Source organism: Kitasatospora sp. CM 4170 (assembly GCF_032110285.1).
GTDB lineage: Bacteria > Actinomycetota > Actinomycetes > Streptomycetales > Streptomycetaceae > Kitasatospora > Kitasatospora aburaviensis.
The window spans coordinates 2,439,388-2,461,386 of record NZ_CP134877.1; the positions used below are offsets into that span (position 1 = coordinate 2,439,388).

Sequence of the window (21,999 nt, forward strand, 5' to 3'; positions counted from 1 at the left end):
CGCTCTGCGTGTGACGACGGGTGACGACGGCCCCGGGCGGCGCGGACCGCGCGCCGGGCTCACATCCGCTCGAAGGAGCGGTAACGCTCCCAGTCGGTGACGGCGCTGTCGTACGCGGCCTGCTCGATCCGGGCGGTGTGCAGGTAGTGCTCGACCACGTCGGCGCCGAAGGCCTCCCGCGCCAGCTCGCTCCCGGCCCAGAGGTCGGCGGCCTCGCGCAGCGAGCCGGGCACCCGGGCGTACTCGTCGGCCGCGTAGGCGTTGCCGAGACAGGGCGCGGGCAGCTCCAGCTTCTGCTGGAGGCCGTGCAGCCCGGCCGCGATCATGCCGGCCACGGCGAGGTACGGGTTGACGTCGCCGCCGGGCATCCGGTTCTCCATCCGCAGCCCGGCGCCGCGGCCGACCACGCGGTACGCGCAGGTGCGGTTGTCCCGGCCCCAGGCGACGGCGGTCGGCGCGAAGGAGCCGGGGCGGAAGCGCTTGTAGGAGTTGATGTTCGGCGCGTAGAGCAGGCTGAACTCGCGCAGCGCGACCAGCTGGCCGGCCAGGAAGTGCCGCATGGTGTCGGTCATCCGACCGCCGTGGTCGGCGAAGGCGGGGACGCCGCCGGGCCCGGCCGAGCGGTCCCGCAGGTCGCGCAGCGAGAGGTGGATGTGGCAGCTGTTGCCCTCGCGCTCGTTGTACTTGGCCATGAAGGTTAGCGCGCAGCCCTGCTGGGCGGCGATCTCCTTCGCCCCGGTCTTGTAGACGCTGTGCTGGTCGCAGGTGGTGAGCGCGTCGGCGTAGCGGAAGGCGATCTCGTGCTGGCCGAGGTTGCACTCGCCCTTGGCCGACTCCACGACCAGGCCGGCGCCGGCCATCTCCAGCCGGATCCGGGAGAGCAGCGGCTCGACCCGGGCGGTGCCGAGCATGGAGTAGTCGACGTTGTACTGGTTGGCCGGGGTGAGCCCGCGGTAGCCGCCCGACCAGGCCTGCTCGTAGGTGTCGCGGAAGACCAGGAACTCCAGCTCGGTGCCGATGTCGGCGGCGAAGCCGTACTCGGCGAGGCGCTCGATCTGGCGGCGCAGCAGCTGCCGCGGCGCGGCGTCCACCGGGTGGCCGCCGTGCCGGGCCAGGTCGGCGGTGACCTGGGCGGTGCCGGGCTGCCACGGGGTGAGCCGGAGGGTGGCGAGGTCGGGGCGCATGGCGAAGTCGCCGTACCCGGTCTGCCAGGAGGAGAGGGCGTAGCCGTCCACGGTGTTGAGGTCGACGTCGACCGCGAGCAGGTAGTCGCAGGCCTCGGCGCCGTGCTCGGCCACCTCGTCGAGGAAGAACCGGGCGGCGAAGCGCTTGCCCTGGAGCCGCCCCTGCATGTCCGTGAAGGCCAGCGCGACGGTGTGGATCTCGCCGGCGTCGACCAGGGTGCGGAGCTCGTCCAGGGTGAGCGGTGCGCGCCGGGGCGCGCCCGCGGTGTCGTCGGGCACGGCGTCGCCGGGCGCGGAGTCGTCGGGCGCGGCGTCGCCGGGCGCGGAGTCGTCGGGCGCGGCGGCACCGGGCGGCGTGGCGTCGGGCATGGCGGAACCTCCTCCTCGATCACGCAGCGAGATCAAGCGGTCACAGCGAACCGTACGGCCTGCCACCGACAGCGCGGAAGAGGGCGGGCGGGTGTGGCGCGCCGAGAGGCGTGATTGACGGGGTATCAGGTGGGACGGGAGGAGAATGCGCGCCATGGATCGCAGGCCTTTCATCGGCGTCAGCACCTACCAGGTGGACGCGAGTTGGAGCGACTGGCGGGCCCGCCGGGTGGCACTGGTGCCCGAGCGGTACACCGCCTACGTGCGGGACTCGGGCGGGATCGCGGTGCTGCTGCCGCCGGACGCCCCGGAGCGCGCCCCCGAGGTACTGGCCCGGCTGGACGCGCTGGTCATCGCGGGCGGGCCGGACATCGACCCGGCGTACTACGGGCAGCCGCCGCACCCGCTGACCGAGGCGAGCTGCCCGGAGCGGGACCACTGGGAGTCGGCACTGATCCGGGCGGCGCTGGCGGCGGGCATCCCGCTGCTGGGGATCTGCCGCGGCATGCAGGTCCTGAACGTGGTCTGCGGCGGCACGCTGATCCAGCACCTGCCGGACGTGGTCGACCCGGACGTGCACGCCGGCACCCCCGGCACGTACGGCCGGCACCTGGTGCGGCCGGTGCCCGGGACGCTGCTCGGCGGGCTGCTGCCGGAGAGCGAGCTGACGGTGCCGACCTTCCACCACCAGGCGGTGGACCGGCTCGGCGCGGGCCTGCGGGTGAGCGCGCACGCGCCGGACGGCACGGTGGAGGCGGTGGAGGGGCCCGGCTTCACCCTCGGCGTGCAGTGGCACCCGGAGCAGGGCGAGGACCTGCGGGTCATGCAGGCCCTGGTCCGGGCGGCGACGGCGGCCCGGACCGTCCCGCTGGAGGCGGTCGAGCCGGCCCTGGGCTGACCCCGAGCCGCCGGCCCGCGTTCGGCCCCGCCCCGGCCCGCCCGGGGCGGGGCCGGCCTGGTGCACGGCGCCGCGCGCCGGCCCGTCCGGGGCGGAGCCGGGAGGGCACCCGGCGCCGCGCGCCGATCCGACGGGATCCGTAGGACGCTCCCCGGCGGCTCACGCCGGGTTCGCCGGGGCCGGTGCTCAAGTCCGGCTGCGGTCGGCCTCAGGCCACCGGCAGCCCGGCCGCCGCGGCGACCACTCCGGCCGCGCCGGCCGCGAGCAGGGTGAGCACGACGCCCCGGCGGGCCGCGACCAGCCAGAGCAGGGCGGCGGCCAGCACGCCCCACTGCCAGCCCTCCCCCAGCGAGGCGGCCAGCGGCACGGCCGAGCCGGCGATGGCGCCGACCACCGCCGGGCCGGCGCCGGTGAGGAAGTCCTGTACCCGCCGGTTCGACCGGAGCCGGTCGAAGTGGCGGGCGCCGAGGACGACGAACAGGAAGGAGGGCGCGAAGGCGACCGCGGCCGCCAGCATTCCGCCACCGAGCCCCGCCGCCGCGTAGCCGACTGCGGCAACGGTGTGCACCACCGGGCCGGGGGTGACCTGGCCGAGGGCGACGGCGTTGAGGAACTGTCCGTCCGTCATCCAGTGGTAGCGGTGCACCGCGTCGTCCTGCATCAGCGGGATGATCACGAAGCCGCCCCCGTACGAGAGCGCCCCCACCTTGAACGCCACCCAGGCCACCGCACCCAGCCCGCCGAGGACGGGCAGGGCGGGCAGCACGGCGGCCACCGGCAGCGCGGCCCGCCGTCCGCGGGCCCGGACGGCGATCTCGGCCAGCCCGGCCGCGACCAGGACCAGCACCAGCCACGGCCCGGTGAGGATCGCGGCGACCGCACCGGCGAGCGCGTACCCGAGCCAGCGGGCCCGGGCGGCGCGCTCCCGCCCCACCCGGGCGAAGCTGCCGGGGACCAGCGAGGTCGCGGCCTGCACGGCGACCGCCGGGACGGCCGCACCCGCGCCCGCCGCCGCACCCAGCACCCAGAGCGGCGGGTCGCCGGCCAGGAAGAGCACCGAGAGCGCGAGGATCAGCACCAGCCCGGGCGCGATGAAGCAGGCGCCGCCGACCAGCGCACCGGCGGTCCCGCGCAGCCGCCAGGCGGTGAAGACGGCCAGCTGGGTGGAGGCGGGGCCGGGCAGCAGGTTGGTCGCCGCGATGCCGTCCTCGAACTCGGCCGGCTCCATCCACTTGCGCCGCTCCACGCAGAGCCGGCGCAGCAGCAGGATGTGCGCGGGCGGGCCGCCGAACCCGAGCAGGCCGATCCGGCCCCACTCGCGGGCGATCTCCCCCAGTCCGACCCGCTGCTCGACCACGACTGCTCCCTGTTCGACGGCGGCGCGACGATACCCGAGCAAGGTGTCGCGTCGGCAATGACAACGGTCTCCAATGCAGTCTTTGGATCTTCGTTCGATCTGAGGTTCACTTCGGGTGCAGGGCAGTTGCGCCCCTGTCGCGATCCCCGCACGTCCAGACCCCCGCGCGTCCAGGAGAGGACTTCGATGGCCGGGCACGAGCACTCGCACGACGATCATGCGCATGACCAGCAGCACGGGCGCGGCGGCCGCGGTCGCGACGGCCACGGGCATGGCGGCCACGGCGGGCACGGCCACGGTCACGGCGGGCACAGCCACGGTGTCGCCGCCGACGCCGACCGCCGCTGGCTGCTGAGCGCGCTCGCGCTGATCGTGGTGTTCATGGCCGGCGAGGTCGTGGTCGGGTTCGCCGCCCAGTCGCTGGCCCTGATCTCGGACGCCGCGCACATGCTCACCGACGCCGCCTCGATCGTGCTGGCGCTGGTGGCCATGCGGCTCGCCGCCCGCCCGGCCCGCGGCGGCTACACCTACGGCCTCAAACGCGCCGAGATCCTCTCCGCCCAGGCCAACGGGGTGACGCTGCTGGTGCTCTCGGCCTGGCTCGCATACGAGGCGGTCACCCGGCTGATCGAGCCGCCGGACGTGACCGGCTCGCTGGTGCTGGTCACCGCGCTGGTCGGGATCGTCGTCAACCTGGCCGCGGCCTGGTGCATGTCCAAGGCCAACCGCAGCTCGCTGAACGTCGAGGGCGCCTTCCAGCACGTCGTCACCGACCTCTACGCGTTCATCGCCACCGCCGTGGCCGGCCTGATCATCCTGCTCACCGGCTTCGCCCAGGCCGACGCGATCGCCTCGCTGATCGTGGTGGTGCTGATGCTGAGGGCCGGCATCGGCCTGGTCCGCGACTCCGGGCGGATCTTCCTGGAGGCCGCCCCGGCCGGCATCGACCCGGACGAGGTGGCGGACCGGCTGGTCTCCCAGCCGCTGGTGGAGGAGATCCACGACCTGCACATCTGGGAGATCACCTCGAACCAGCCGGCGCTCTCGGCGCACATCCTGGTGACCCCGGGCGGCGACTGCCACGCCGTCCGCCGCGAGCTGCAGCGCAGGCTCTCCGGCGAGTACGGGATCACCCACAGCACCCTGCAGGTGGACCACGTCGGCGAGGACGCGGCCGGCACCCTGCTGCAGATCACCACCCCGGAGTTCGCCGCCCCCGGCGGCAAGGGCCCCGACCACTGCGCCGACTCCCACGGCCCCGTCCACCGCGCCGGCCCGCACGAGCACTGAGAACCGGGTGTCCGTCGGCGCGGTGCGGCATGATCTGACTCGTGACCGCACCGCGACTGATGCTGCTCGACTCCGCCAGCCTCTACTTCCGGGCCTACTTCGGTGTGCCGGACACCCTGCGCTCCCCGCAGGGTGAGCCGGTCAACGCCGTCCGGGGCCTGCTCGACTTCATCACCCGGCTGGTCCACGACCACCGGCCCGACCAGTTGGTCGCCTGCATGGACGCCGACTGGCGCCCGCAGTGGCGGGTCGACCTCATCCCCACCTACAAGACGCACCGGGTCGCCGAGGCGGCCGTGGACGGCGAGGAGGAGGTGCCGGACACGCTGGCCCCGCAGGTGCCGGTGATCGAGCAGGTGCTCGACGCGCTCGGCATCGCCCGGATCGGCTCCCCGGGGTACGAGGCCGACGACGTCATCGGCACCCTCACCGCCCGGGCCACCGGCCCGGTGCAGATCGTCACCGGGGACCGCGACCTCTTCCAGCTGGTCGACGACGCCCGGGGCGTCACGGTGCTCTACCCGGTCAAGGGCATGGGCAACCTGCAGGTCACCGACGACGCGGTGCTGCTGGAGAAGTACGGCGTGCGCGGCGCCCAGTACGCCGACATGGCCGCCCTGCGCGGCGACCCGAGCGACGGCCTCCCGGGCGTCAGGGGCATCGGCGAGAAGACGGCCGCCCAGCTGATCAACGAGTACGGCGACCTGCCCGGCATCCGCGCCGCCGCACTCGACATCGGCTCGAAGCTCACCCCGGCCCGCCGCCGCAACATCGTCGAGGGCGCCGCCTACCTGGACGTGGCCCCGAAGGTCGTCCGAGTCGCCGACGACGCGCCGCTGCCGGCCTTCGACCCCACCCTCCCCGACGAGCCCGCCGACCCGATGCTCCTGGAGGACCTCTCCACCCGCTGGGGCCTCGGCACCTCGCTGGAGCGCGTCGTCGAAACCCTCGCCACCCGCTGAGCCGCGCGCCCCGGCCGGCCGGCCCTCGGATCACCGGCGGCCGGCCCAGGCACGTCAGCTGCCAAAGCGCGCACCACCACATCGACCAACGTGCCGGGCACGAGATGCGGACGCCCTCGAAGAATCCGGCCCGTCACGGAGCAACAACGCGAAGCAGCTCTGCGAGCGAGCGCGCGGAGGGACGCTGTTCAGGTTCGTGGGCGAGGCCGAACTCCATGACGCCCTCGAAGTCGGGGAACGGCAAGGGCCGTACGGCTTCGAGATCGTGTTGACGACCGGCGGCGATGTCGGGGAGTAGATCGGTGCGGCAGCCCTGGGGGTCGCGGTAGTTGGTGGGCGGGATACGGGTCCAGGACCAGAAGAGGGAGGCTGCCAGCGACCAGACGTCGGCCTCAGGGGTGGTGCTGATGTGATCGGTGGTGTCGAGGATCGCGGCAGCAGTCTCGGGGGCGGTGGTGTGGGCGAGGCCGCCGCGGTGTACATAGAACGGTACCGGGACGGGGCCTTGAGCACAGGCCAGGTCGATGATCCGCACGGCGTCGTCCTCGAAGACGACGTGGTCGGGCTGGAGATCGCCGTGTGTCCAGCCGCCGGCGTGCAGCTCGGCCAGTGCTTCGGCCGCCCCGGTGGCGGCCGTCAGGACCGCCCGGCGCATGGCCGGGGTGTCGCCGCCGCGGTGGGCGGGTCCCAGGGCGTCCCACAGGCTGGTGCCGTCGATCCACCGCATGGTCAGCCAGGTGCCGTCCCCGTACCGGCCGTGGGCCCGGTAGTGGTCGGCTCCAAGGGCAGCCAGCACCTCGCCCTCGCGGCCGGCCATCAGACCGCTTGTGATCTTCAAGGCGGTGTCGCTGACCTTGAAGAAGGTCGTGCCGCGTCGCTCGTGTAGGAGCTCCGGGTCGCCGTCCAGGCTGAGCTTGGCGATCAGGGGGTGCACGGAAGTCCTTCCGGGAGGGCTGTTCTCCGGCGGGTGCTCTGGTGGCCGGCCTGCCGGAGTTCGGGGCCTGGGGCGAGTGCAGGGTGTGGCCGACACAGGCGGGCTGCCGCGCTCGGGGCGCCTGCGTCGGTGGGGGCTTCAAGTTGCCCTAGGGTGTGGGGAGTTCCCGGTGGCGGCCAGCTGCCGGGACTTCGTGCTTCCCGGGGCGGAGTGGATCATGCGATACGTGCGGTTGCTTCGGCGCGGGCCTGTGCTTCTGCTGTGGGGAGCGCAGACAGCGTCGGCGTTCGGCGACCGGCTGTACGCGATGGCCGTGATGTGGATGGCCTGGGAGCACGCGGGCGCCGGGGCGATGGGCCTGGTGGCCGTGGCCGAGTCCCTGCCGTACATCGTGCTGGGCACGGTGGGGCGCCGGGTGATGGACCGGTTCGCGTCGCTGCGGGCACTGGCGGTGGTGGACGCGGTGCGGCTGGTCCTGGTGGCCGCGCTGCCGTGGGCGTGGGCCGAGTTCGGCACGGTAGGGCTGATCACCTCGGCCGCCCTGCTGGGGGTCGGCGGGGCCCTGTTCGACCCGAACCTCGGCGCCATGGTGCCCGACCTGGTGCGGCCGGGCGAGGTCCAGGCCGTCAGCGGGCTGATAGACCTGACCGGCCGGATCGCCCGGATCGCCGGTCCCGGGGCGGCCGGGCTGCTGCTGGCGGTAATGCCGCTGGCCGGGGTGTTCTGGGTGGACGCGGCGACGTTCGCGCTCTCGGCCCTCGCCCTGGTGCTGCTGGCCGCCCGCGTCCGGCCGGCCGCTGCCGCCCCGCAGGCCAGGCCGCACGCTGCGGGGGTGCGGCCGGGCGCTTGGTCGCTGGTGCGGACCCATCCGGACACCGGGGTTGTGCTGGCCGTGCACGGAATCGGGATCCTCGCCGGGGCGGTGTCGCTGGCGATGCCCGCACTGCTGGCTGGCCGCTTCGGCGCCGGAGCCTCTGCCTACGCGGCGGTGCTGGCCTGTACCGGCGCCGGGGCCCTGGCGGGAAACCTGGTGGCCGGGAACGTGCGGCTGCCGGAGCCGCTGACGGCGGTGTACTGCGGCACGTGGGCGGCGTCCGGGCTGGCGCTGGCCGGCACCGGGCTGGCCGGGTCGCTGCTGGTACTGCTGGCGCTGTCCGTGCTGTCGGGGGCGGTGTCGCCGTTCTTGCAGATCGCACTGTCCATGCATTTCGCGCTGTTCCCTCCGGCCGCCCGCAGGCGGCTGCTGACGGTAGACCTGGCCGTGATCCGCACCTGCGGCACGGTCTCGATGCTGTTCGTCCCGAGGCTTGCCGCCGCTGGCCCGACGGCCGCGTTCCTGGGTGGCGGCCTGGCGATGGCTGTGGCCGGCGGGGCTGGGGCCGTGCTGGGACTGGCCCTGGCACGGGGACGCAGGCCGCTGCCGGAGGTCGAGCCGGTGCCGAACCTGGCGGCCCGCGACTGAACAGGGGCACGGGCCCCGCGGTGCGGGGCCCGGCCGGTGTGCTGGTGGTGCTCAGGTCAGCTGGCGATCAGCTGCCAGTGGGTGACGGTGATGTCCTCCAACGGGATGCCAAGGTCCTTGTAGATCCGCTGGTGCATCGCCCCGAACCAGGCGTCACGGCGGTCGTCGAAGAACGCCCGGTCGTACCAGGCGACGCCGAGCAGGACGGTCCCGCCGCCGTTGGAGTTGCTCGACTCGGCCTCCCAGTAGGTGCACTGCCAGTCCCAGAGCATGAGCTCCTCGGGGCGGTTGCGCAGGCGCTCGTCGGACTCGCGCAGGGACTGGATGCACCGCTCGGCGGTGGCCGCGTCGGGGCAGTAGTAGGTGCAGTCGGACTTGGCGATCGGGGTCCTGTCGGCGCGGCGGGCCACGTCGGCGTCCTCCCCGGTCAGGACGCGGACCCGGGTCACCAGGTCCTCACAGGCGGCGATCTCTTCGAGGATGGTCACGGCGTTGTGTTCCTCTCGCTGGTTGTTGATCCCTTGGTTGGTGCTACCAGCCCGTTCCGGTGACCGGGTCGAGGCTGGGGCTCTGTGGGTCGCGACGGCGGATGCCGCCGGGGGCGACGTAGCGGACGTTCAGGCCGACGCGGGCACCGTCGTCGGTGTTGGTGCCGGAGCGGTGCAGCAGGCGGCTGTCCATCAGCAGGGCGGTGCCGGCGCGAAGCGGCAGGGCGGTCGAGGCGTCGGCGGTGAAGCCGGTCGCCTGGTCGGCCCGGCCACGCTCGGCGCCGTTCTCGGCCTCGGAGGAGAACGGCAGGTAGCCGAAGTGGTGAGAGCCGAGGACCGCGTGCAGGCAGCCGTTGTCGAGGGTGGCGTCGCTGAGGGCCAGCCAGGCGGAGACGGACCGGTCAGGGTCGAGTTCGACCCGGGCGTCGATGCCGTCCTGGTGCCAGGGGATCTCGAAGGTGCGGCCGGGCCACTTCACCACGAGGAAGGTGTTCTCCACCGCGACATCCGGCCCGATGACGCCCTGGACGGCGGGCAGCAGCTGCGGGGCGCGGACGGCCGCGCGGGCCCACTCGGCACTCAGGTGCGGATTGCGGACGATCTCCTGGTGGCAGGCCAGGTGTTCGGCGACGAGTTGGGCGGCGCGGGCGCGGGCCGCCTCAGGGGCGGACCACTCGACGCCGGTCCGCAGTCCACGGCGGCCGAGGACGCCGTTGCTCCTGACCGTGCTGGTCACTGAGCCTGATCCCTTCATCACGAGGTTCCTGCCTGACGCGCCGGAGCGGCAGGCCGGGTCCCGGCAGGGCAGTACCGAGCAGGTGCTGGCGTCCAGGGCCGCCGCGAAAGCGCGTTCAGGACGGCCCTGAGTGCGTGCCGCGGGCCGCAGAGGACCTGGCGCCGGGTCACCGGCTGCTCGGGCAGGGCCAGCTCCGCCCAGACCCGCTTGCCGTGCTCCGTTCGCTCGGCCCCGTACGCGAGGGCCAGACACCCGACCAGTTCCAGCCCACGGCCGCTCTCCGCGCCCGTGCCAGCCTGGCGACGCCTGGGCAGCACGGCCGACCCGTCGTAGACCTCGATCAAGGCCCGCCGCAGTCGCCCACTCACGTGGACGGCGACGGTGAGCATCGACTGGTCGGAATGCCGTACGGCGTTGGTCACCAGCTCGGAAGTGACCGTCTCCAATGCGAGCCGGGAGTCCCCGTCCAACAGGACACCCCAGCTGACGATGCGCGCCCCAACCTGGCGGCGGGCGATGGGCACGGAGACCGGACTTCTGGTCAGGGAGAAGACATGGGAATGCACGACCACGGTGAGGAACCCTTCGGCACTGGCCTGGAGAGCGACACCAACCACCCGGGAGAAACGAGCAGATGGCCGGTGGCGCCGATCGTGGAGCCGCAGCGGTCCCTGGTCGGAACTCCCGCTCGGCCTGACATAGAGTCAACAGGTGTGCGCTGGGTGTGAACACGGTAGAGACACCCGGGATGCTTGAAACCCTTGAAACCTGCCCCGGGGAGCGGCGATGGCAGCACGCGAACGGACACCCAACCGCAAGCTCGCCGCATTGGTCGAGGAATGTCGCTGGGCAAGCAACGGCGAGTTCGCCCGCGCGGTCAACCGGGCTGGCACCGAGGCCGGCTACAAGCTGAAGTACGACGAGTCGGCCGTCTCGCACTGGCTCTCGGGAACCCGTCCCATGGCCAGGTACCAGAAGGTGGTCCTGGAGGCCCTGACCCGACGTCTGGGACGGCCCATCACCCTGTTTGAGGCGGGTTTAGCCGCCGAGCCTGACATTCAGCCCCAATCCACGGATACGGTGGCAGGACTGATCGACCTCGGGAGCGTGGACATGGACCCATCTCGCAGGGGTTTGCTCGGGGCGGGCCTGTACTCGGTCGCGCTCACCATCCCCGGCTGGCCGGACATCATCGGCCGGTTCGAACGGCTGAAGATCGATCCGCATTCGAGGATCGGTATGGCCGAGGTCGAATCGGTGACCGCCATGACCGAGCGGATCAGCGAACTGGACGACCAGTTCGGCGGCCGGACCGCCCGGCCGATGGCCGCCGCGTTCATGGTCAACAACATTGCCCCGTACCTGAAAGCCGCCGCCAATGACGAGGTACGCAAGGCGATGCTGTCCGCCGCTGCTGACCACCTCTACCTGACCGGCTACATGGCGGTGGACGAACGCCTGGACCTGCTCGGCCAGAGCTACTACACAAAGGCACTGGAGCTCGCCCTCGCCGCCGGCGACCACCTCACCTACTGCACCACCCTGCGCGGCATGAGCGTCCAAGCGGTCGAACTCGGCCACGGCGCTCCTGCGCTGCGGTACGCGAACGCCGCCGCTGCGGCCTCACCCGAGGCCGGCCCGAGGATGCGCGCCTTCCTCGCCGGGCAGCAGGCCCACGCGCTCGCCCAGACCGGCGACGGCGCGGGAGCGGTAACCAAGCTCCGCGAAGCCGAAGTCGCCATGGAACAGGCCGAATCCAAGGCCAAAACCCACGGCTCCTACGACCCGGCGTCACTCTCATACCACGTCGCACAGGTCAGCTACGAGCTCGGCGACCGTGAGGGCGCGATCCGGGCACTCCAGCACTCCGAGAAGGTCCGGCCCGCCGTGTACCGCCGAGCCCGGGTACGGCACAGGGCGATAGTCGCCGAATGGCAACTCGAAGCTGGGCGTTTGGAGGAAGCCGTCCAGAACTGGCACCTCGCCCTGGACGACTTCCCGCATGTCCAATCCGGCCGCGCCGACGATCGCTTCCGCACGATGCTGTCCGCGACCCGACCGCACCGCCGCAACCCCCATGTCCGTGAACTCCTCGAACGCGCCCGGCCGATGGCACACCGCCTGGCCTGATCCCCTACCCCCAGTAGTTCAACCGCTTCGGATGTCGCCGTGGGTCATCAGCCCCACCTGGACCCACAGTCATGGCAGAAGGGGAGCCGTGGGTCGGGGGCGTCGCTCGGACCGAGCGACGCCAAAAGACTGGGCGCCGAGTTCGCCGACCCTGGACCCCGATTGGGCCGAGCGCGCCCTGGCTGTTCTGTCCCGTGAGCACTATCACCAGCCTCCGTAGTCAGATCCCCGGGGTGCCTCTGCCCCTGTCTCCAGGCAGGGGCAGAGGCACCTTTGTCTCCTGCGTAGGAAAGAACCGAAGCGGCGAGGCGAAGCCGAAGCCGCGCACGGGGGGTGGGGGGTGGGGGGTGGCATCCACCGGGCCGGTCCGGGCATGGTGAAGGGCCCGTCCTCGGTGAGGACGGGCCCTTCACCCACCGTGTGGGATCAGCCGACGGAGGAGTAGGCGATGATGCCGCGGCGCATGCCGTCGACGGCCTTGCGGGCGGTCTTGCGCAGTTCGGCGTCCTCGCCGGCCGCGTCCTGGATCTGGCCGAGGACGTCGATCAGCTGCTTGGTCCAGCGGACGAAGTCGCCGGCCGGCATGTCGGCGTCGCGCAGCACCTGGTCCAGGCTGTGGCCGAGCGCCCAGCGGTAGGCGACCCAGGCGAAGCCGAGGTCGGGCTCGCGCTGGCCGACGCCCTCGGCGGTGTTGATCCGGTGCTGCTCCTCCAGGGCGTCGAGGTGGCCCCAGATCCGGACCATCTGGCCGAGCGCCTCCTTGGCCTTGCCCTCGGGCACCCGGGGCGCGGCCGCGTCGTCGGACTGCCGGGCCTCGTAGACCAGCGCCGAGGCGCAGGCGGCCAGTTCGGCCGCGGCCAGGTCGTTCCAGACGCCCTCGCGGATGCACTCCGAGGCGAGCAGGTCGAGCTCGCCGTAGAGGCGGCCGAGGCGCTTGCCGTCGTCGGTGACGGTGTCGCCGCGCAGGTAGCCGAGGTCGGTGAGCAGGGCGCAGACCCGGTCGAAGGTGCGGGCGATGGTGTGGGTGCGGGAGCGCATCCGGCGCTCCAGCAGCTCGGTGTCGCGGTGCAGCCGGTGGTAGCGCTCGGCCCAGCGGGCGTGGTCCTCGCGCTCGTCGCAGCCGTGGCACGGGTGCTGGCGCAGTTCCACGCGGAGCCGGGTGATCTCCGGGTCGTCGGCGGCGGCCGCGCGGCCGCGGCGGAACCGCTCGGGCTCCAGGTGCCCGGCCTTGGTGCGCAGGGCCGAGGCGAGGTCGCGCCGGGACTGCGGGCTGCGCGGGTTGAACGACTTCGGGATGCGCACCCGCTCGATGGCGGCGACCGGGTGCGGGAAGTCGATCATGGCGAGCCGCTTGACCTGCCGCTCGGCGGTGAGCACCACCGGGCGCGGCCCGTCCTGGTAGTCCGGGTGGCGCGTGCCGGTCCGGCCGTTGCGGCTGACCGGCGGCAGGCCCGGGTCGAGGACGAGGGCGAGGCCGGCGAACTTGCCGGTGGGGACGTGGATGACGTCGCCCGGCTTGAGCTGCTCGATGGACTCGACGGCGGCGGCCCGGCGCTGGCTGGTGCCCTCGCGGGCCAGCTCGTTCTCGCGGTCCTTGAGCCGGCGCCGCAGCTCCATGTACTCGTCGAAGTCGCCGAGGTGGCAGGTCATCGACGCGCGGTAGCCCTCCAGCCCCTCCTCGTTGCGCTGGACCTGGCGGGCGATGCCGACCACCGAGCGGTCCGCCTGGAACTGCGCGAAGGACGTCTCCAGCAGCTCGCGGGAGCGGTGCCGGCCGAACTGCGAGACCAGGTTGACGGCCATGTTGTACGAGGGCCGGAACGAGGACCGCAGCGGGTAGGTGCGGGTGCCGGCCAGACCGGCCAGTGCCTCCGGGTCGAGGCCCCGCTGCCAGAGCACCACGGCGTGGCCCTCGACGTCGATGCCGCGCCGGCCGGCCCGCCCGGTGAGCTGGGTGTACTCGCCGGGGGTGATGTCGGCGTGGGTCTCGCCGTTCCACTTGACCAGCTTCTCCATGACCACCGAGCGGGCGGGCATGTTGATGCCGAGCGCGAGGGTCTCGGTCGCGAAGACGGCCTTGACCAGCCCCTTCACGAAGAGCTCCTCGACCACCTCCTTGAACCGCGGCAGCATGCCGGCGTGGTGGGCGGCGATGCCGCGCTCCAGCCCGTCGAGCCACTCGAAGTAGCCGAGGACGTGCAGGTCCTCGTCGGGGATGTCGGCGCAGCGCTCCTCGACGATCGCGCGCACCCTGGCGCGGTCCTCCTCCTTGTTGAGCCGCAGGCCGGAGGAGAGGCACTGCTGGACGGCGGCCTCGCAGCCGGCCCGGCTGAAGATGAAGGTGATCGCGGGCAGCAGGCCCTCGGCGTCCAGGCGGTCGATGACGTCGACCCGGCCCGGCGTCCAGACCCGGCCGGGGCGGCCGTTGGGCATCGAACGGCCGCGGCCGCGGCCGAACCTGTCGCGCGGGTTTCGGTCCAGCTCGGAGCGGGCCAGCCGGACCAGCTCGGGGTTCACCGCCTTGGCCGGGTTGCGCGGGGCGTCCTTGGGGCGGCCGTCGCGGTCGGGGCTGGCGAACAGGTCGTACATCCGGTTGCCGGCCATCACGTGCTGCCAGAGCGGCACCGGGCGGTGCTCGGAGACGATCACCTTGGTGCCGCCGCGCACGGTGTCCAGCCAGTCGCCGAACTCCTCGGCGTTGGAGACGGTGGCGGAGAGCGAGACCAGGGTGACGGACTCGGGGAGGTGGATGATGACCTCCTCCCAGACGGCGCCGCGGAAGCGGTCGGCGAGGTAGTGCACCTCGTCCATGACCACGTAGCCGAGGCCGTTGAGGGTGCTGGAGCCCGCGTAGAGCATGTTGCGCAGCACCTCGGTGGTCATCACCACCACGGGCGCGTCGCCGTTGACCGTGTTGTCACCGGTCAGCAGGCCGACCTTGGCGGCGCCGTAGCGCTTGACCAGGTCGCCGTACTTCTGGTTGGAGAGTGCCTTGATCGGCGTGGTGTAGAAGCACTTCCGCCCGGCCTGGAGGGCCAGGTGGACGGCGAACTCGCCGACGATGGTCTTGCCGGAGCCGGTCGGAGCGGCGACCAGGACGCCCTCGCCCGCCTCCAGCGCCTGGCAGGCCTCGATCTGGAACTCGTCCAGCTCGAAGTCGTAGAGCTGCTGGAAGCCGTAGAGGGCGGTGGCCTGCTCCTTGGCCCGGCGGCGGAAGGCCGCGTACGCCTCGGCGGGGTTGAGCTCCCGCTCTTCGGGGTGCTCGGGCAGAGGGGTGTTCATCGCCGTCCGGGTGTGGTTGGTGTGATCTCGCATCTCAGCGAGAGGTTACCCGGGAGGACCGACATCGATAGCACCGTTTTCCGCACCATCGGATCGGTTCTCTCTCATATCCATAGTTGCAAATATCTTCAACCAGTCGCGAAACGACCAGATTTGATCAACTCCGGTCAAGCTCGGTGGATCGCCGTGCGTCCTCCCTACATTCGGTGTCGAAGCCACCACGCACGGCAGCCGCTTCCCGCGGCCGCCACGACAGGAGGAGAAGACGATGGCGAACCTGGAGACCTCGCTCAAGGAAGCCATGGCGATCGACGGCGCGATCGGCGTCGCGCTGGTCGACTACGGCAGCGGCATGGCGCTCGGCACGCTCGGTGACGGCGGGGAGCTCGACCTGAACGTCGCGGCGGCCGGCAACACCGACGTGGTCCGGGCCAAGATGCGGGCGATGGAGCTGCTCAACCTCCACGACAACGAGATCGAGGACATCCTGGTCACCCTGACCAGCCAGTACCACCTGGTCCGGCCGCTCACCATGCCGAACGGCCGCGGGCTCTTCCTCTTCCTCGCCCTCAACCGCACCCGTTCCAACCTGGCGATGGCCCGGCACCAGCTGAAGCGGATCGAGCTCAAGTTGGAGATCTGAGCGGACCGGGCACCAGGGAAGGGGACGTCGTGGGGGTCGCGCTCTACCAGGCCAAGGCCGAGTTCTTCCGGATGCTCGGCCATCCGATCCGGATCCGTGTGCTGGAGCTGTTACAGGCCGGACCGACACCCGTCCGCGAGCTGCTGGCCGAGCTGGAGATCGAGCCGTCCAGCCTCTCCCAGCAGCTCGCCGTCCTGCGCCGGTCCGGCATCGTCACCGCCACCCGGGAGGGCAGCACGGTGGTGTACGCACTCGCCGGCGGCGAGGTCGCCGACCTGCTCAGGGCCGCCCGGCGGATCCTCACCGAGCTGATCGACGACCGGAACACCCTGCTCGCCGAGCTGCGCGCCGACGGCGACCAGCAGTGACCGCGGCGCCTCGCCGGGTACCGGCGGGCGGCCCGATCAGGTCCAGTCCAGGGCCGCCTTCCCGCCCGTCCGGACGACCGGGCGCGAGGACGGCGCAGGCGCCGGGGGCGGCGGGGGCGGCGGCGCCACCGCGGGTCCCCCGGCCAGTCGGACGACGAGCGCGTCGATCACCGGGCGCGGGCTGTCACCGGCGAAGTTGTTGAACAGCACGGTGAAGGCCAGGGTCCGCCCGTCGCCCTCGACGTACCCGGTCAGGGCGTCGACCCCGGTCATCGAGCCGGTCTTCGCGTGCACCCGGCCCTCGGCGGCGGTGCCGACCATCCGGCGGGTGAGCGTCCCGCCGACCATGCGGCGCGGGTCGCCGGCCACCGGCAGGGCGTCGTACCAGGTCCGGAACCACGGACGGCTGCGGGCGAACCCCAGCAGGGCCGCGTACCGGCGGGCGGTCATCAGGTTGTGCCGGGACAGCCCCGAGCCGTCGCTCTGCCGGGCGGCCGTCACGTCCAGGCCGTTGCGCGAGAGGAACGCGACGACCTCGGTGAGACCGGCGGACCAGCTGCCGGAGCCGGCCCGGACGAAGCCGATCTCCTTCACCAGGTGCTCGGCGATGCCGTTGTTGCTCAGCTTGAGGAAGGGCACCAGCAGCTCGCCGACCGGCGCCGACTCGTGCCGGGCAAGCGTGGCGGCGCCCGCCGCGGCCGGTCCGGCCGCCACGCCCCGGGCCACCGTCACGCCGTGCCGCTCCAGGGCCGCCGCGAACACCGCGGCGGCCACCGCGGCCGGGTCGTCGACGGTGACCCACTCGTCGGTGGGGGCGGCGCCCACCGGGAGGCTGCCGGCGAGCACGATCTCGTTGCCGCCGAGCCGGCGGGTGACGTCCAGCGCCGGTGCGCCGCCGCCCGGCGCGGTGTCGATCCGGCCGGTCAGCCGGACCGGGGCGTCGGCGGGGGTGAGCCGGACGGCCGCCGGGCGGCCCGGCTCCGCGGCCGGTGTGACGGTCAGCCGGACGGTGCCGGGGTCGTAGTCGGTGTCGGTGGTGAGGGTCAGCGCCGAGATCTGCGGGCTGTAGTAGTACGGCTGGTCGTCCCAGGCCCAGTTCGGGCCCAGCCGGACGTCGTCCCAGCGGGTGGCATCGGCCCGGACGGCACCGTTGACCCCGGTGACGCCCGCCGCGGCGACCCGGCCGGCCAGTTCGTCCAGATCGGCCGGCAGCAGGCTCGGGTCCCCGCCACCGCGGAGCACCAGGTCGCCGTCCAGGACGCCGCCGCTGCGTCGGCCGTCGGCCAGCACCTCGGTGGCGAAGCGGTGGTCCGGGCCGAGCAGTTCCAGCGCGGCGGCGGCCGTCACGGTCTTCAGGGTGGAGGCCGGCAGCAGCAGCGCATCGCTCGCGTGCTGATAGACCACCTCACCGGTGGCGGCGTCGGTGACCTGCACCGACACCTGGGCACCGGCCAGCCGCCGATCGGTGAGCAGCCGGTCCAGGTCGGCGGCGAGCTCCGTGCCGGCCCGCGCCTCGGCGTTCGGGCGGCCCGCCACGGGGCCGGCGACGAACAGCACGGTGAGCAGCGCGGCCAGCGGCACGCACCACCGCCGGGCGGGAAGGGAACGCACGGGGCCTCCGTGGGGTGCTGCGACGGACGGGGGTGCTGCAACGGACCTGGGCACTGCGACGGACCTGAAGCGCCGGGACCGACGTCAGGCGCCCCGACGGACGAGGGCACTGCGACGGACCGCCCCGCGCAGCCGGGCGCCGCGGCGGCGGCACCACTCTGGGGCACCCGGCCCACCGCCACCGCGGCGACACGCACCCGGCCCGCCCGGTCGGCGGAGCGTGCGGCGCGCCGTCAGCGCTCCTTCAGCAGCTCCGCGAGCCCCGCCGCGAGCCGCTCGTAGTCCCGCGGCCGGTTGTAGAGCTGCGCGCTGACCCGCAGCACCCCGCCGCCCGGCCAGGGGCGCACCACCGTCCGGACGGCGTGCCGCCGCCACACCTCCGCCATCAGGGCCGGGGCCGCCGCCTCCTCCTCGCCCCACCCCCGGGGCAGTCGCAGGGCCCGCATCGAGACGCCCGGCGTGGCCGGCAGCGGCTCCAGGCCGAGCCGTTCGGCGAGCAGCGCCTGGCCGTAGCCGGCGAGCCGCTCGTTGTGCTGCCGCACCCGGTCGGCGCCGAACGACCGCAGCACCTCGAAGCCCGCCGGGGCCGCCAGCCACGGCGTGTAGTCGCAGGTGCCGCGCCACTCGACGCAGGCGGGGTAGCCGCGGTGGTGCTCCCAGGAGAGCGCCAGCGGGCGGACCCGCGCGGCCCACTCGGGGCGGACGGCGAGCACGCCGGTGGCACGCGGGGCGAAGGCCCACTTGTGCAGGTTGCCGAACCAGAAGTCGGCGGCCGGCTCGACCGGGCCGGCCAGCATGCCCGGGGCGTGGGCGCCGTCCACCACGGTGGTCACGCCGCCCTCGCGCAGGGCCGCGAGCAGGGCCGGGCCGGCGATCCGGCGGGCGGTGGGCGAGGCGATCTGGTCGAGCACGGCGAGCACCGTGCGGCCGCCGACCGCGGCCAGGACGGCCTCGGTGACGGCGTCCTGGTCGGGCAGGCCGAGCGGCAGGCGGACGGTGTCGACCTCGGCGCCGGCCTCCGCGGCGCGGCGGCGCACGGCCTCGGTGACGGCGCCGTAGCCGTGGTCGGTGACCAGGATCCGGTCACCGGGGGCGAGCGGGACGCTGTCCAGGGCGACCGCGACCGCCTCGGTGACGTTGGAGACCAGGGCGAGCAGGGCCGGGTCGGTGCCGAGCTCGGCCGCGAGCGCGGTCCGGGCGGCCCCGACCCGGGCCGGCAGGTCGGCGAAGAAGCCGTCCGGGTCGCGCTCCTGCTCGATCCGGAGCCGCTCCTGCACCCGCTGGACCGGTACCGGCACCGCGCCGTACGAGCCGTGGTTGAGGTGGACCGACTCCCGGTCCAGGGTGAACAGCTCCTCCGTCCCGGGCAGCGGCGCCGGCGGCTCGACGGCGGCGTTCACCGGTGGCTGGACGGCGGCGTTCACCGGCGGCTCGACGGCGGTGCTCGACGGCGGCTCGACGGCGGGGTACGGGGCTTCGGTCACTGCTGCCTCCGGGGCGAATCCTCAATGTGGTGTGTGACATTTCACATGTCTCACTACTGGCCCGGCCATGGTCTCACCGGGAACATCGGGCCGTGACCATCACCGACCCCTTCCTGTCCCTCAGCGCCCGTACGGGCCGCTTCGGCTTCGGAGCCCCGCGCGCGATCACCCTCGGCGAGGACGGTACCCGGCTGCTGCTGCTCCGCTCCACCGGCGCGGAGGACCCGGTCGACCGCCTCCTCCTGGTCGACGCGGCCACCGGCGAGGAGCGCCTGGTCGCCGACCCGGCCGCGCTCGTCCCCGGCCGCACCGGCGACCCGGCTGCGCTGCCCGCCGTCGAGCGCCGGCTCCGCGAGCGGATCCGGCTCACCGCCGCCGGCATCGGCTCCTTCGCAGCCACCGGCGACCTCGCGGTCGCCGTGTTCACCCTCGACGGCCGGCTCTTCCGGGCCGACACCGCCACCGGCAGCTGCACCGAACTCCCGGTGGCCGGGCCCGCCTTCGACCCCCGCCCGGCCCCGGCCGGCGACCGGGTCGCCTACGTCGCCGACGACGCCCTCCACGTCACCCCCGACCGGACGCCGCTCAGCCCCGCCGACGGCGCCCGCTGGGGCGTGGCCGAGTTCGCCGCCGCCGAGGAGCTCGGCCGCTCCCGCGGGCACTGGTGGCGGCCGGACGGCGGCGCGCTGCTGGCCGCCCGGGTGGACGAGTCCGCGCTCGTACTGCGCCACTTCGCCGACCCCGCCCGCCCCGGCGAGGAGCCCGAGTCCTTCGCCTACCCGCTGGCCGGCGGGCCCAACGCCGACGTCCAGCTCTGGGTGCTCGGCCTGGACGGCGGCAAGGTCCGACTGCGCTGGGACGACGCCGAGTTCCCCTACGTCTGCGCCGCCGAGTGGTCCGGCACGGACGAGCTGCTGCTCACCGTCGCCGACCGGCTGCAGCAGCGCGTCCTGCTGCTCTCGGCCGACCCGGCCACCGGCACGACCACCGAACTCTCCCGCACCACCGACGAGTTCTGGGTGGACGACCTGCCCGGCACGCCTGCCCGGCTGGCCGACGGCCGGCTGCTCACCGTCCACGACACCCCGGACGCGCGCGGCCTGGCCCTCGACGGGAAGCCGCTGGACACCGCCGGCCTGCAGATCCGCCGGGTCGTGGGCCGGCTGGACGGCCGGCTGCTCTGCGAGACCGGCGAGGGCGACCCGGTCGACCAGCACGTCCACCTGGTCGACCCGGACGGCGGCGCACCCGAGCGGCTGAGCCCCGGAGCCGGCTTCCACAGCGCGCTCGCCGCCGGCGGGACGCTGCTGCTCACCTCCGCCGGCCCGGACGGCGTCCGCCGTCGGCTCACCGGCCCGCACGGCGAGGCCGAGCTGACCGACCTCGCGGCCGAACTGCCGTTCACGGTCCGGCCGCAGTTCGCCCGGGTCACCGAACTCGCCCTGCCCACCGCCGTGGTGTACCCGCGCGGCCACGTGGCCGGCCGGAGGTTGCCGGTGCTGCTGGACGTCTACGGCGGGCCCGGCTACCAGGCGGTGGCCGCCGAGCCGCGCCGCTGGCAGCTCCGCCAGTGGTGGGCCGACCAGGGCTTCGCCGTGGTCACCACCGACAACCGGGGCACCCCGTTCGTCTCCCCCGAGTTCACCCGGGCGATCTTCCGGCGGTTCTCCCAGGTCGCGCTGGACGACCAGGTGGCCGCACTGCACGCGCTCGCCGCGGACCACCCCGACCTCGACCTCGGCCGGGTCGGCGTCCGCGGCTGGTCGTACGGCGGCTACTTCGCCGCCCTGGCCGTGCTGCGCCGCCCGGACGTCTTCCACGCCGCCTGCGCGGGCGCGCCGCCCACCGACTTCCGCCACTACGACACCGCGTACACCGAGCGCTACCTCGGCCTGCCCCAGGAGAACCCCGAGGGCTACGCGGCGGACTGCCTGGTGGACGACGCGCCCGGGCTGACCCGCCCGCTACTGCTGGTCCACGGCCTGGCCGACGACAACGTGCACCCCTCGCACACCCTGCTGCTCTCGCAGGCGCTCACCCGGGCCGGCCGGCCGCACAGCGTGCTGCCGCTGCCAGGCGTCACCCACATGACGCCGGGAGGCGTCCAGGAACAGGTCGCCACCGCCGAACTCGCCTTCCTCCGGGGCGCCCTGGGCTGATCCATTGAGTTCGCGGCCGCCGGCTGCGACACTCCCGCCGTGATCGCCGCCCGCCCGGGCGGCGACCCGACGGGGAGGATCGAGGATGAGGATCGCCAGACCCGGGCCGGTCGCCCGGCGCCACTGGACACCGCTGACCGTCGTCAACGGCGGGGTCGCCTTCGCCCTGGAGCTGGGGCTGCTGGCGGCGCTCTGCTACTGGGGCTTCAGGACCGGTTCCGGGCCGCTCACGCGGGTGCTGCTCGGCATCGGCGCACCGGCCGCGGCGGCCGCCACCTGGGGGCTGTTCCTGGCTGCGGGCGGGCCGACCGTACGGCTGCCGCTGGCCGCGGAGATCGCGGTCAAGCTGGCGGTCTTCGCGGTCGGCGCGCTGGCCCTGAACGCCGCGGGCCGCTCCACCCTGGCGCTGGTCTTCGGCGCCGTGGCCCTGGTCAGCGTGGCCGTCGAGTACACCGCGGGCTGACCGACCGCCAACCCGAGGGCGCCGCACGGACCGTGCGGCGCCCTTCCGGCTGCCGGAAGGGCGCCGGAAGCGCACCGGGACGGCACCGGGACGGCCCCGGGACGGCCTGCCGCAGCGCCCATTGCGCGGCCCTTCCGCGTGAACCATGACATGTGAAATATTACCTGCGCTCCCCGACC

The 21,999-nt window shown here is 73.6% G+C and carries 18 protein-coding genes; 9 read left to right on the plus strand and 9 right to left on the minus strand.

Going from position 1 to position 21,999, the window contains the following annotated elements; genetic code table 11:
- Positions 1 to 59: 59 nt before the first annotated feature.
- Complete coding sequence (locus tag RMN57_RS09735; protein ID WP_313762995.1) at positions 60 to 1,553, minus strand: glutamine synthetase family protein; 1,494 nt, start codon at positions 1,551 to 1,553, stop codon at positions 60 to 62.
- 154 nt (positions 1,554 to 1,707) lie between these two features.
- Here RMN57_RS09735 and RMN57_RS09740 point away from each other — a divergent pair, with 154 nt between their 5' ends.
- A complete protein-coding gene (locus tag RMN57_RS09740) occupies positions 1,708 to 2,451 on the plus strand; it encodes a gamma-glutamyl-gamma-aminobutyrate hydrolase family protein (protein ID WP_313762996.1) in 744 nt (247 codons plus the stop codon).
- Between the two features lie 208 nt (positions 2,452 to 2,659).
- Here RMN57_RS09740 and chrA read toward each other — a convergent pair whose 3' ends face one another.
- Complete coding sequence (gene chrA / locus RMN57_RS09745) at positions 2,660 to 3,808, minus strand: chromate efflux transporter (RefSeq protein ID WP_313762997.1); 1,149 nt, start codon at positions 3,806 to 3,808, stop codon at positions 2,660 to 2,662.
- A gap of 186 nt (positions 3,809 to 3,994) precedes the next feature.
- Here chrA and RMN57_RS09750 point away from each other — a divergent pair, with 186 nt between their 5' ends.
- The gene (locus RMN57_RS09750; RefSeq protein ID WP_313762998.1) at positions 3,995 to 5,098 is read left to right on the plus strand and encodes a cation diffusion facilitator family transporter; all 1,104 of its coding nucleotides are present in this window, start codon (positions 3,995 to 3,997) and stop codon (positions 5,096 to 5,098) included.
- Positions 5,099 to 5,157: 59 nt separating this feature from the next.
- A complete protein-coding gene (locus RMN57_RS09755; protein WP_313767758.1) occupies positions 5,158 to 6,060 on the plus strand; it encodes a 5'-3' exonuclease in 903 nt (300 codons plus the stop codon).
- A 133-nt stretch (positions 6,061 to 6,193) separates the two neighbouring features.
- Here the strand turns inward: RMN57_RS09755 and RMN57_RS09760 are convergent, their stop codons facing one another.
- Positions 6,194 to 6,994 carry a hypothetical protein gene (locus RMN57_RS09760; protein WP_313762999.1) on the minus strand — a complete coding sequence of 267 codons (801 nt, stop codon included), beginning with the start codon at positions 6,992 to 6,994 and terminating at the stop codon, positions 6,194 to 6,196.
- Between the two features lie 250 nt (positions 6,995 to 7,244).
- Here RMN57_RS09760 and RMN57_RS09765 point away from each other — a divergent pair, with 250 nt between their 5' ends.
- Entirely contained in the window at positions 7,245 to 8,456 is a 1,212-nt protein-coding gene (locus tag RMN57_RS09765; RefSeq protein ID WP_313763000.1) for an MFS transporter, read from the plus strand.
- Between the two features lie 56 nt (positions 8,457 to 8,512).
- Here RMN57_RS09765 and RMN57_RS09770 read toward each other — a convergent pair whose 3' ends face one another.
- Genes RMN57_RS09770 through RMN57_RS09780 form a run of 3 tightly spaced genes read right to left on the minus strand, consistent with a single transcriptional unit; the run spans position 8,513 to position 10,252 of the window.
- Entirely contained in the window at positions 8,513 to 8,944 is a 432-nt protein-coding gene (locus RMN57_RS09770) for a hypothetical protein (RefSeq protein WP_313763001.1), read from the minus strand.
- A 43-nt stretch (positions 8,945 to 8,987) separates the two neighbouring features.
- Positions 8,988 to 9,680 (minus strand): phytanoyl-CoA dioxygenase family protein, encoded by a 693-nt coding sequence (locus RMN57_RS09775; RefSeq protein ID WP_313763002.1) that lies wholly within the window; start codon positions 9,678 to 9,680, stop codon positions 8,988 to 8,990.
- Positions 9,681 to 9,697: 17 nt separating this feature from the next.
- Positions 9,698 to 10,252, minus strand: coding sequence for an ATP-binding protein (locus RMN57_RS09780; protein ID WP_313763003.1), 555 nt, complete (start codon positions 10,250 to 10,252; stop codon positions 9,698 to 9,700).
- Between the two features lie 214 nt (positions 10,253 to 10,466).
- Between RMN57_RS09780 and RMN57_RS09785 the strand changes: the two genes are divergently transcribed.
- Positions 10,467 to 11,810, plus strand: coding sequence for a tetratricopeptide repeat protein (locus RMN57_RS09785; RefSeq protein WP_313763004.1), 1,344 nt, complete (start codon positions 10,467 to 10,469; stop codon positions 11,808 to 11,810).
- Positions 11,811 to 12,236: 426 nt separating this feature from the next.
- Here the strand turns inward: RMN57_RS09785 and RMN57_RS09790 are convergent, their stop codons facing one another.
- Complete coding sequence (locus RMN57_RS09790; protein WP_313767759.1) at positions 12,237 to 15,092, minus strand: DEAD/DEAH box helicase; 2,856 nt, start codon at positions 15,090 to 15,092, stop codon at positions 12,237 to 12,239.
- 268 nt (positions 15,093 to 15,360) lie between these two features.
- Between RMN57_RS09790 and RMN57_RS09795 the strand changes: the two genes are divergently transcribed.
- Both RMN57_RS09795 and RMN57_RS09800 read left to right on the plus strand, forming a co-directional pair.
- Positions 15,361 to 15,735: a hypothetical protein gene (locus RMN57_RS09795; protein WP_238739882.1), complete on the plus strand. Its 375-nt coding sequence runs from the start codon at positions 15,361 to 15,363 to the stop codon at positions 15,733 to 15,735.
- A 29-nt stretch (positions 15,736 to 15,764) separates the two neighbouring features.
- Positions 15,765 to 16,103: a metalloregulator ArsR/SmtB family transcription factor gene (locus RMN57_RS09800; RefSeq protein WP_313763005.1), complete on the plus strand. Its 339-nt coding sequence runs from the start codon at positions 15,765 to 15,767 to the stop codon at positions 16,101 to 16,103.
- Positions 16,104 to 16,139: 36 nt separating this feature from the next.
- On the opposite strand, the gene dacB is transcribed toward RMN57_RS09800, so the two are convergent.
- Positions 16,140 to 17,714, minus strand: a complete 1,575-nt coding sequence (gene dacB, locus RMN57_RS09805) for a D-alanyl-D-alanine carboxypeptidase/D-alanyl-D-alanine-endopeptidase (RefSeq protein WP_313763006.1) — start codon at positions 17,712 to 17,714, stop codon at positions 16,140 to 16,142.
- Between the two features lie 233 nt (positions 17,715 to 17,947).
- Positions 17,948 to 19,198, minus strand: coding sequence for an aminotransferase class V-fold PLP-dependent enzyme (locus RMN57_RS09810; RefSeq protein WP_313763007.1), 1,251 nt, complete (start codon positions 19,196 to 19,198; stop codon positions 17,948 to 17,950).
- A gap of 92 nt (positions 19,199 to 19,290) precedes the next feature.
- Between RMN57_RS09810 and RMN57_RS09815 the strand changes: the two genes are divergently transcribed.
- Together RMN57_RS09815 and RMN57_RS09820 are read left to right on the plus strand one after the other, a co-directional pair.
- Positions 19,291 to 21,357 (plus strand): prolyl oligopeptidase family serine peptidase, encoded by a 2,067-nt coding sequence (locus tag RMN57_RS09815; protein ID WP_313763008.1) that lies wholly within the window; start codon positions 19,291 to 19,293, stop codon positions 21,355 to 21,357.
- 85 nt (positions 21,358 to 21,442) lie between these two features.
- A complete protein-coding gene (locus RMN57_RS09820) occupies positions 21,443 to 21,820 on the plus strand; it encodes a YrdB family protein (RefSeq protein WP_313763009.1) in 378 nt (125 codons plus the stop codon).
- Positions 21,821 to 21,999: the final 179 nt, after the last annotated feature.

What these genes read in the sequence shown, in the direction of transcription:
- RMN57_RS09735 (WP_313762995.1), bottom strand. Translation starts at nt 1,553, where the DNA reads ATGCCCGACGCCACGCCGCCCGGTGCCGCCGCGCCCGACGACTCCGCG.
- RMN57_RS09740 (WP_313762996.1), top strand. Translation starts at nt 1,708, where the DNA reads ATGGATCGCAGGCCTTTCATCGGCGTCAGCACCTACCAGGTGGACGCG.
- RMN57_RS09750 (WP_313762998.1), top strand. Translation starts at nt 3,995, where the DNA reads ATGGCCGGGCACGAGCACTCGCACGACGATCATGCGCATGACCAGCAG.
- RMN57_RS09755 (WP_313767758.1), top strand. Translation starts at nt 5,158, where the DNA reads ATGCTGCTCGACTCCGCCAGCCTCTACTTCCGGGCCTACTTCGGTGTG.
- RMN57_RS09785 (WP_313763004.1), top strand. Translation starts at nt 10,467, where the DNA reads ATGGCAGCACGCGAACGGACACCCAACCGCAAGCTCGCCGCATTGGTC.
- RMN57_RS09790 (WP_313767759.1), bottom strand. Translation starts at nt 15,092, where the DNA reads ATGAACACCCCTCTGCCCGAGCACCCCGAAGAGCGGGAGCTCAACCCC.
- RMN57_RS09795 (WP_238739882.1), top strand. Translation starts at nt 15,361, where the DNA reads ATGGCGAACCTGGAGACCTCGCTCAAGGAAGCCATGGCGATCGACGGC.
- RMN57_RS09820 (WP_313763009.1), top strand. Translation starts at nt 21,443, where the DNA reads ATGAGGATCGCCAGACCCGGGCCGGTCGCCCGGCGCCACTGGACACCG.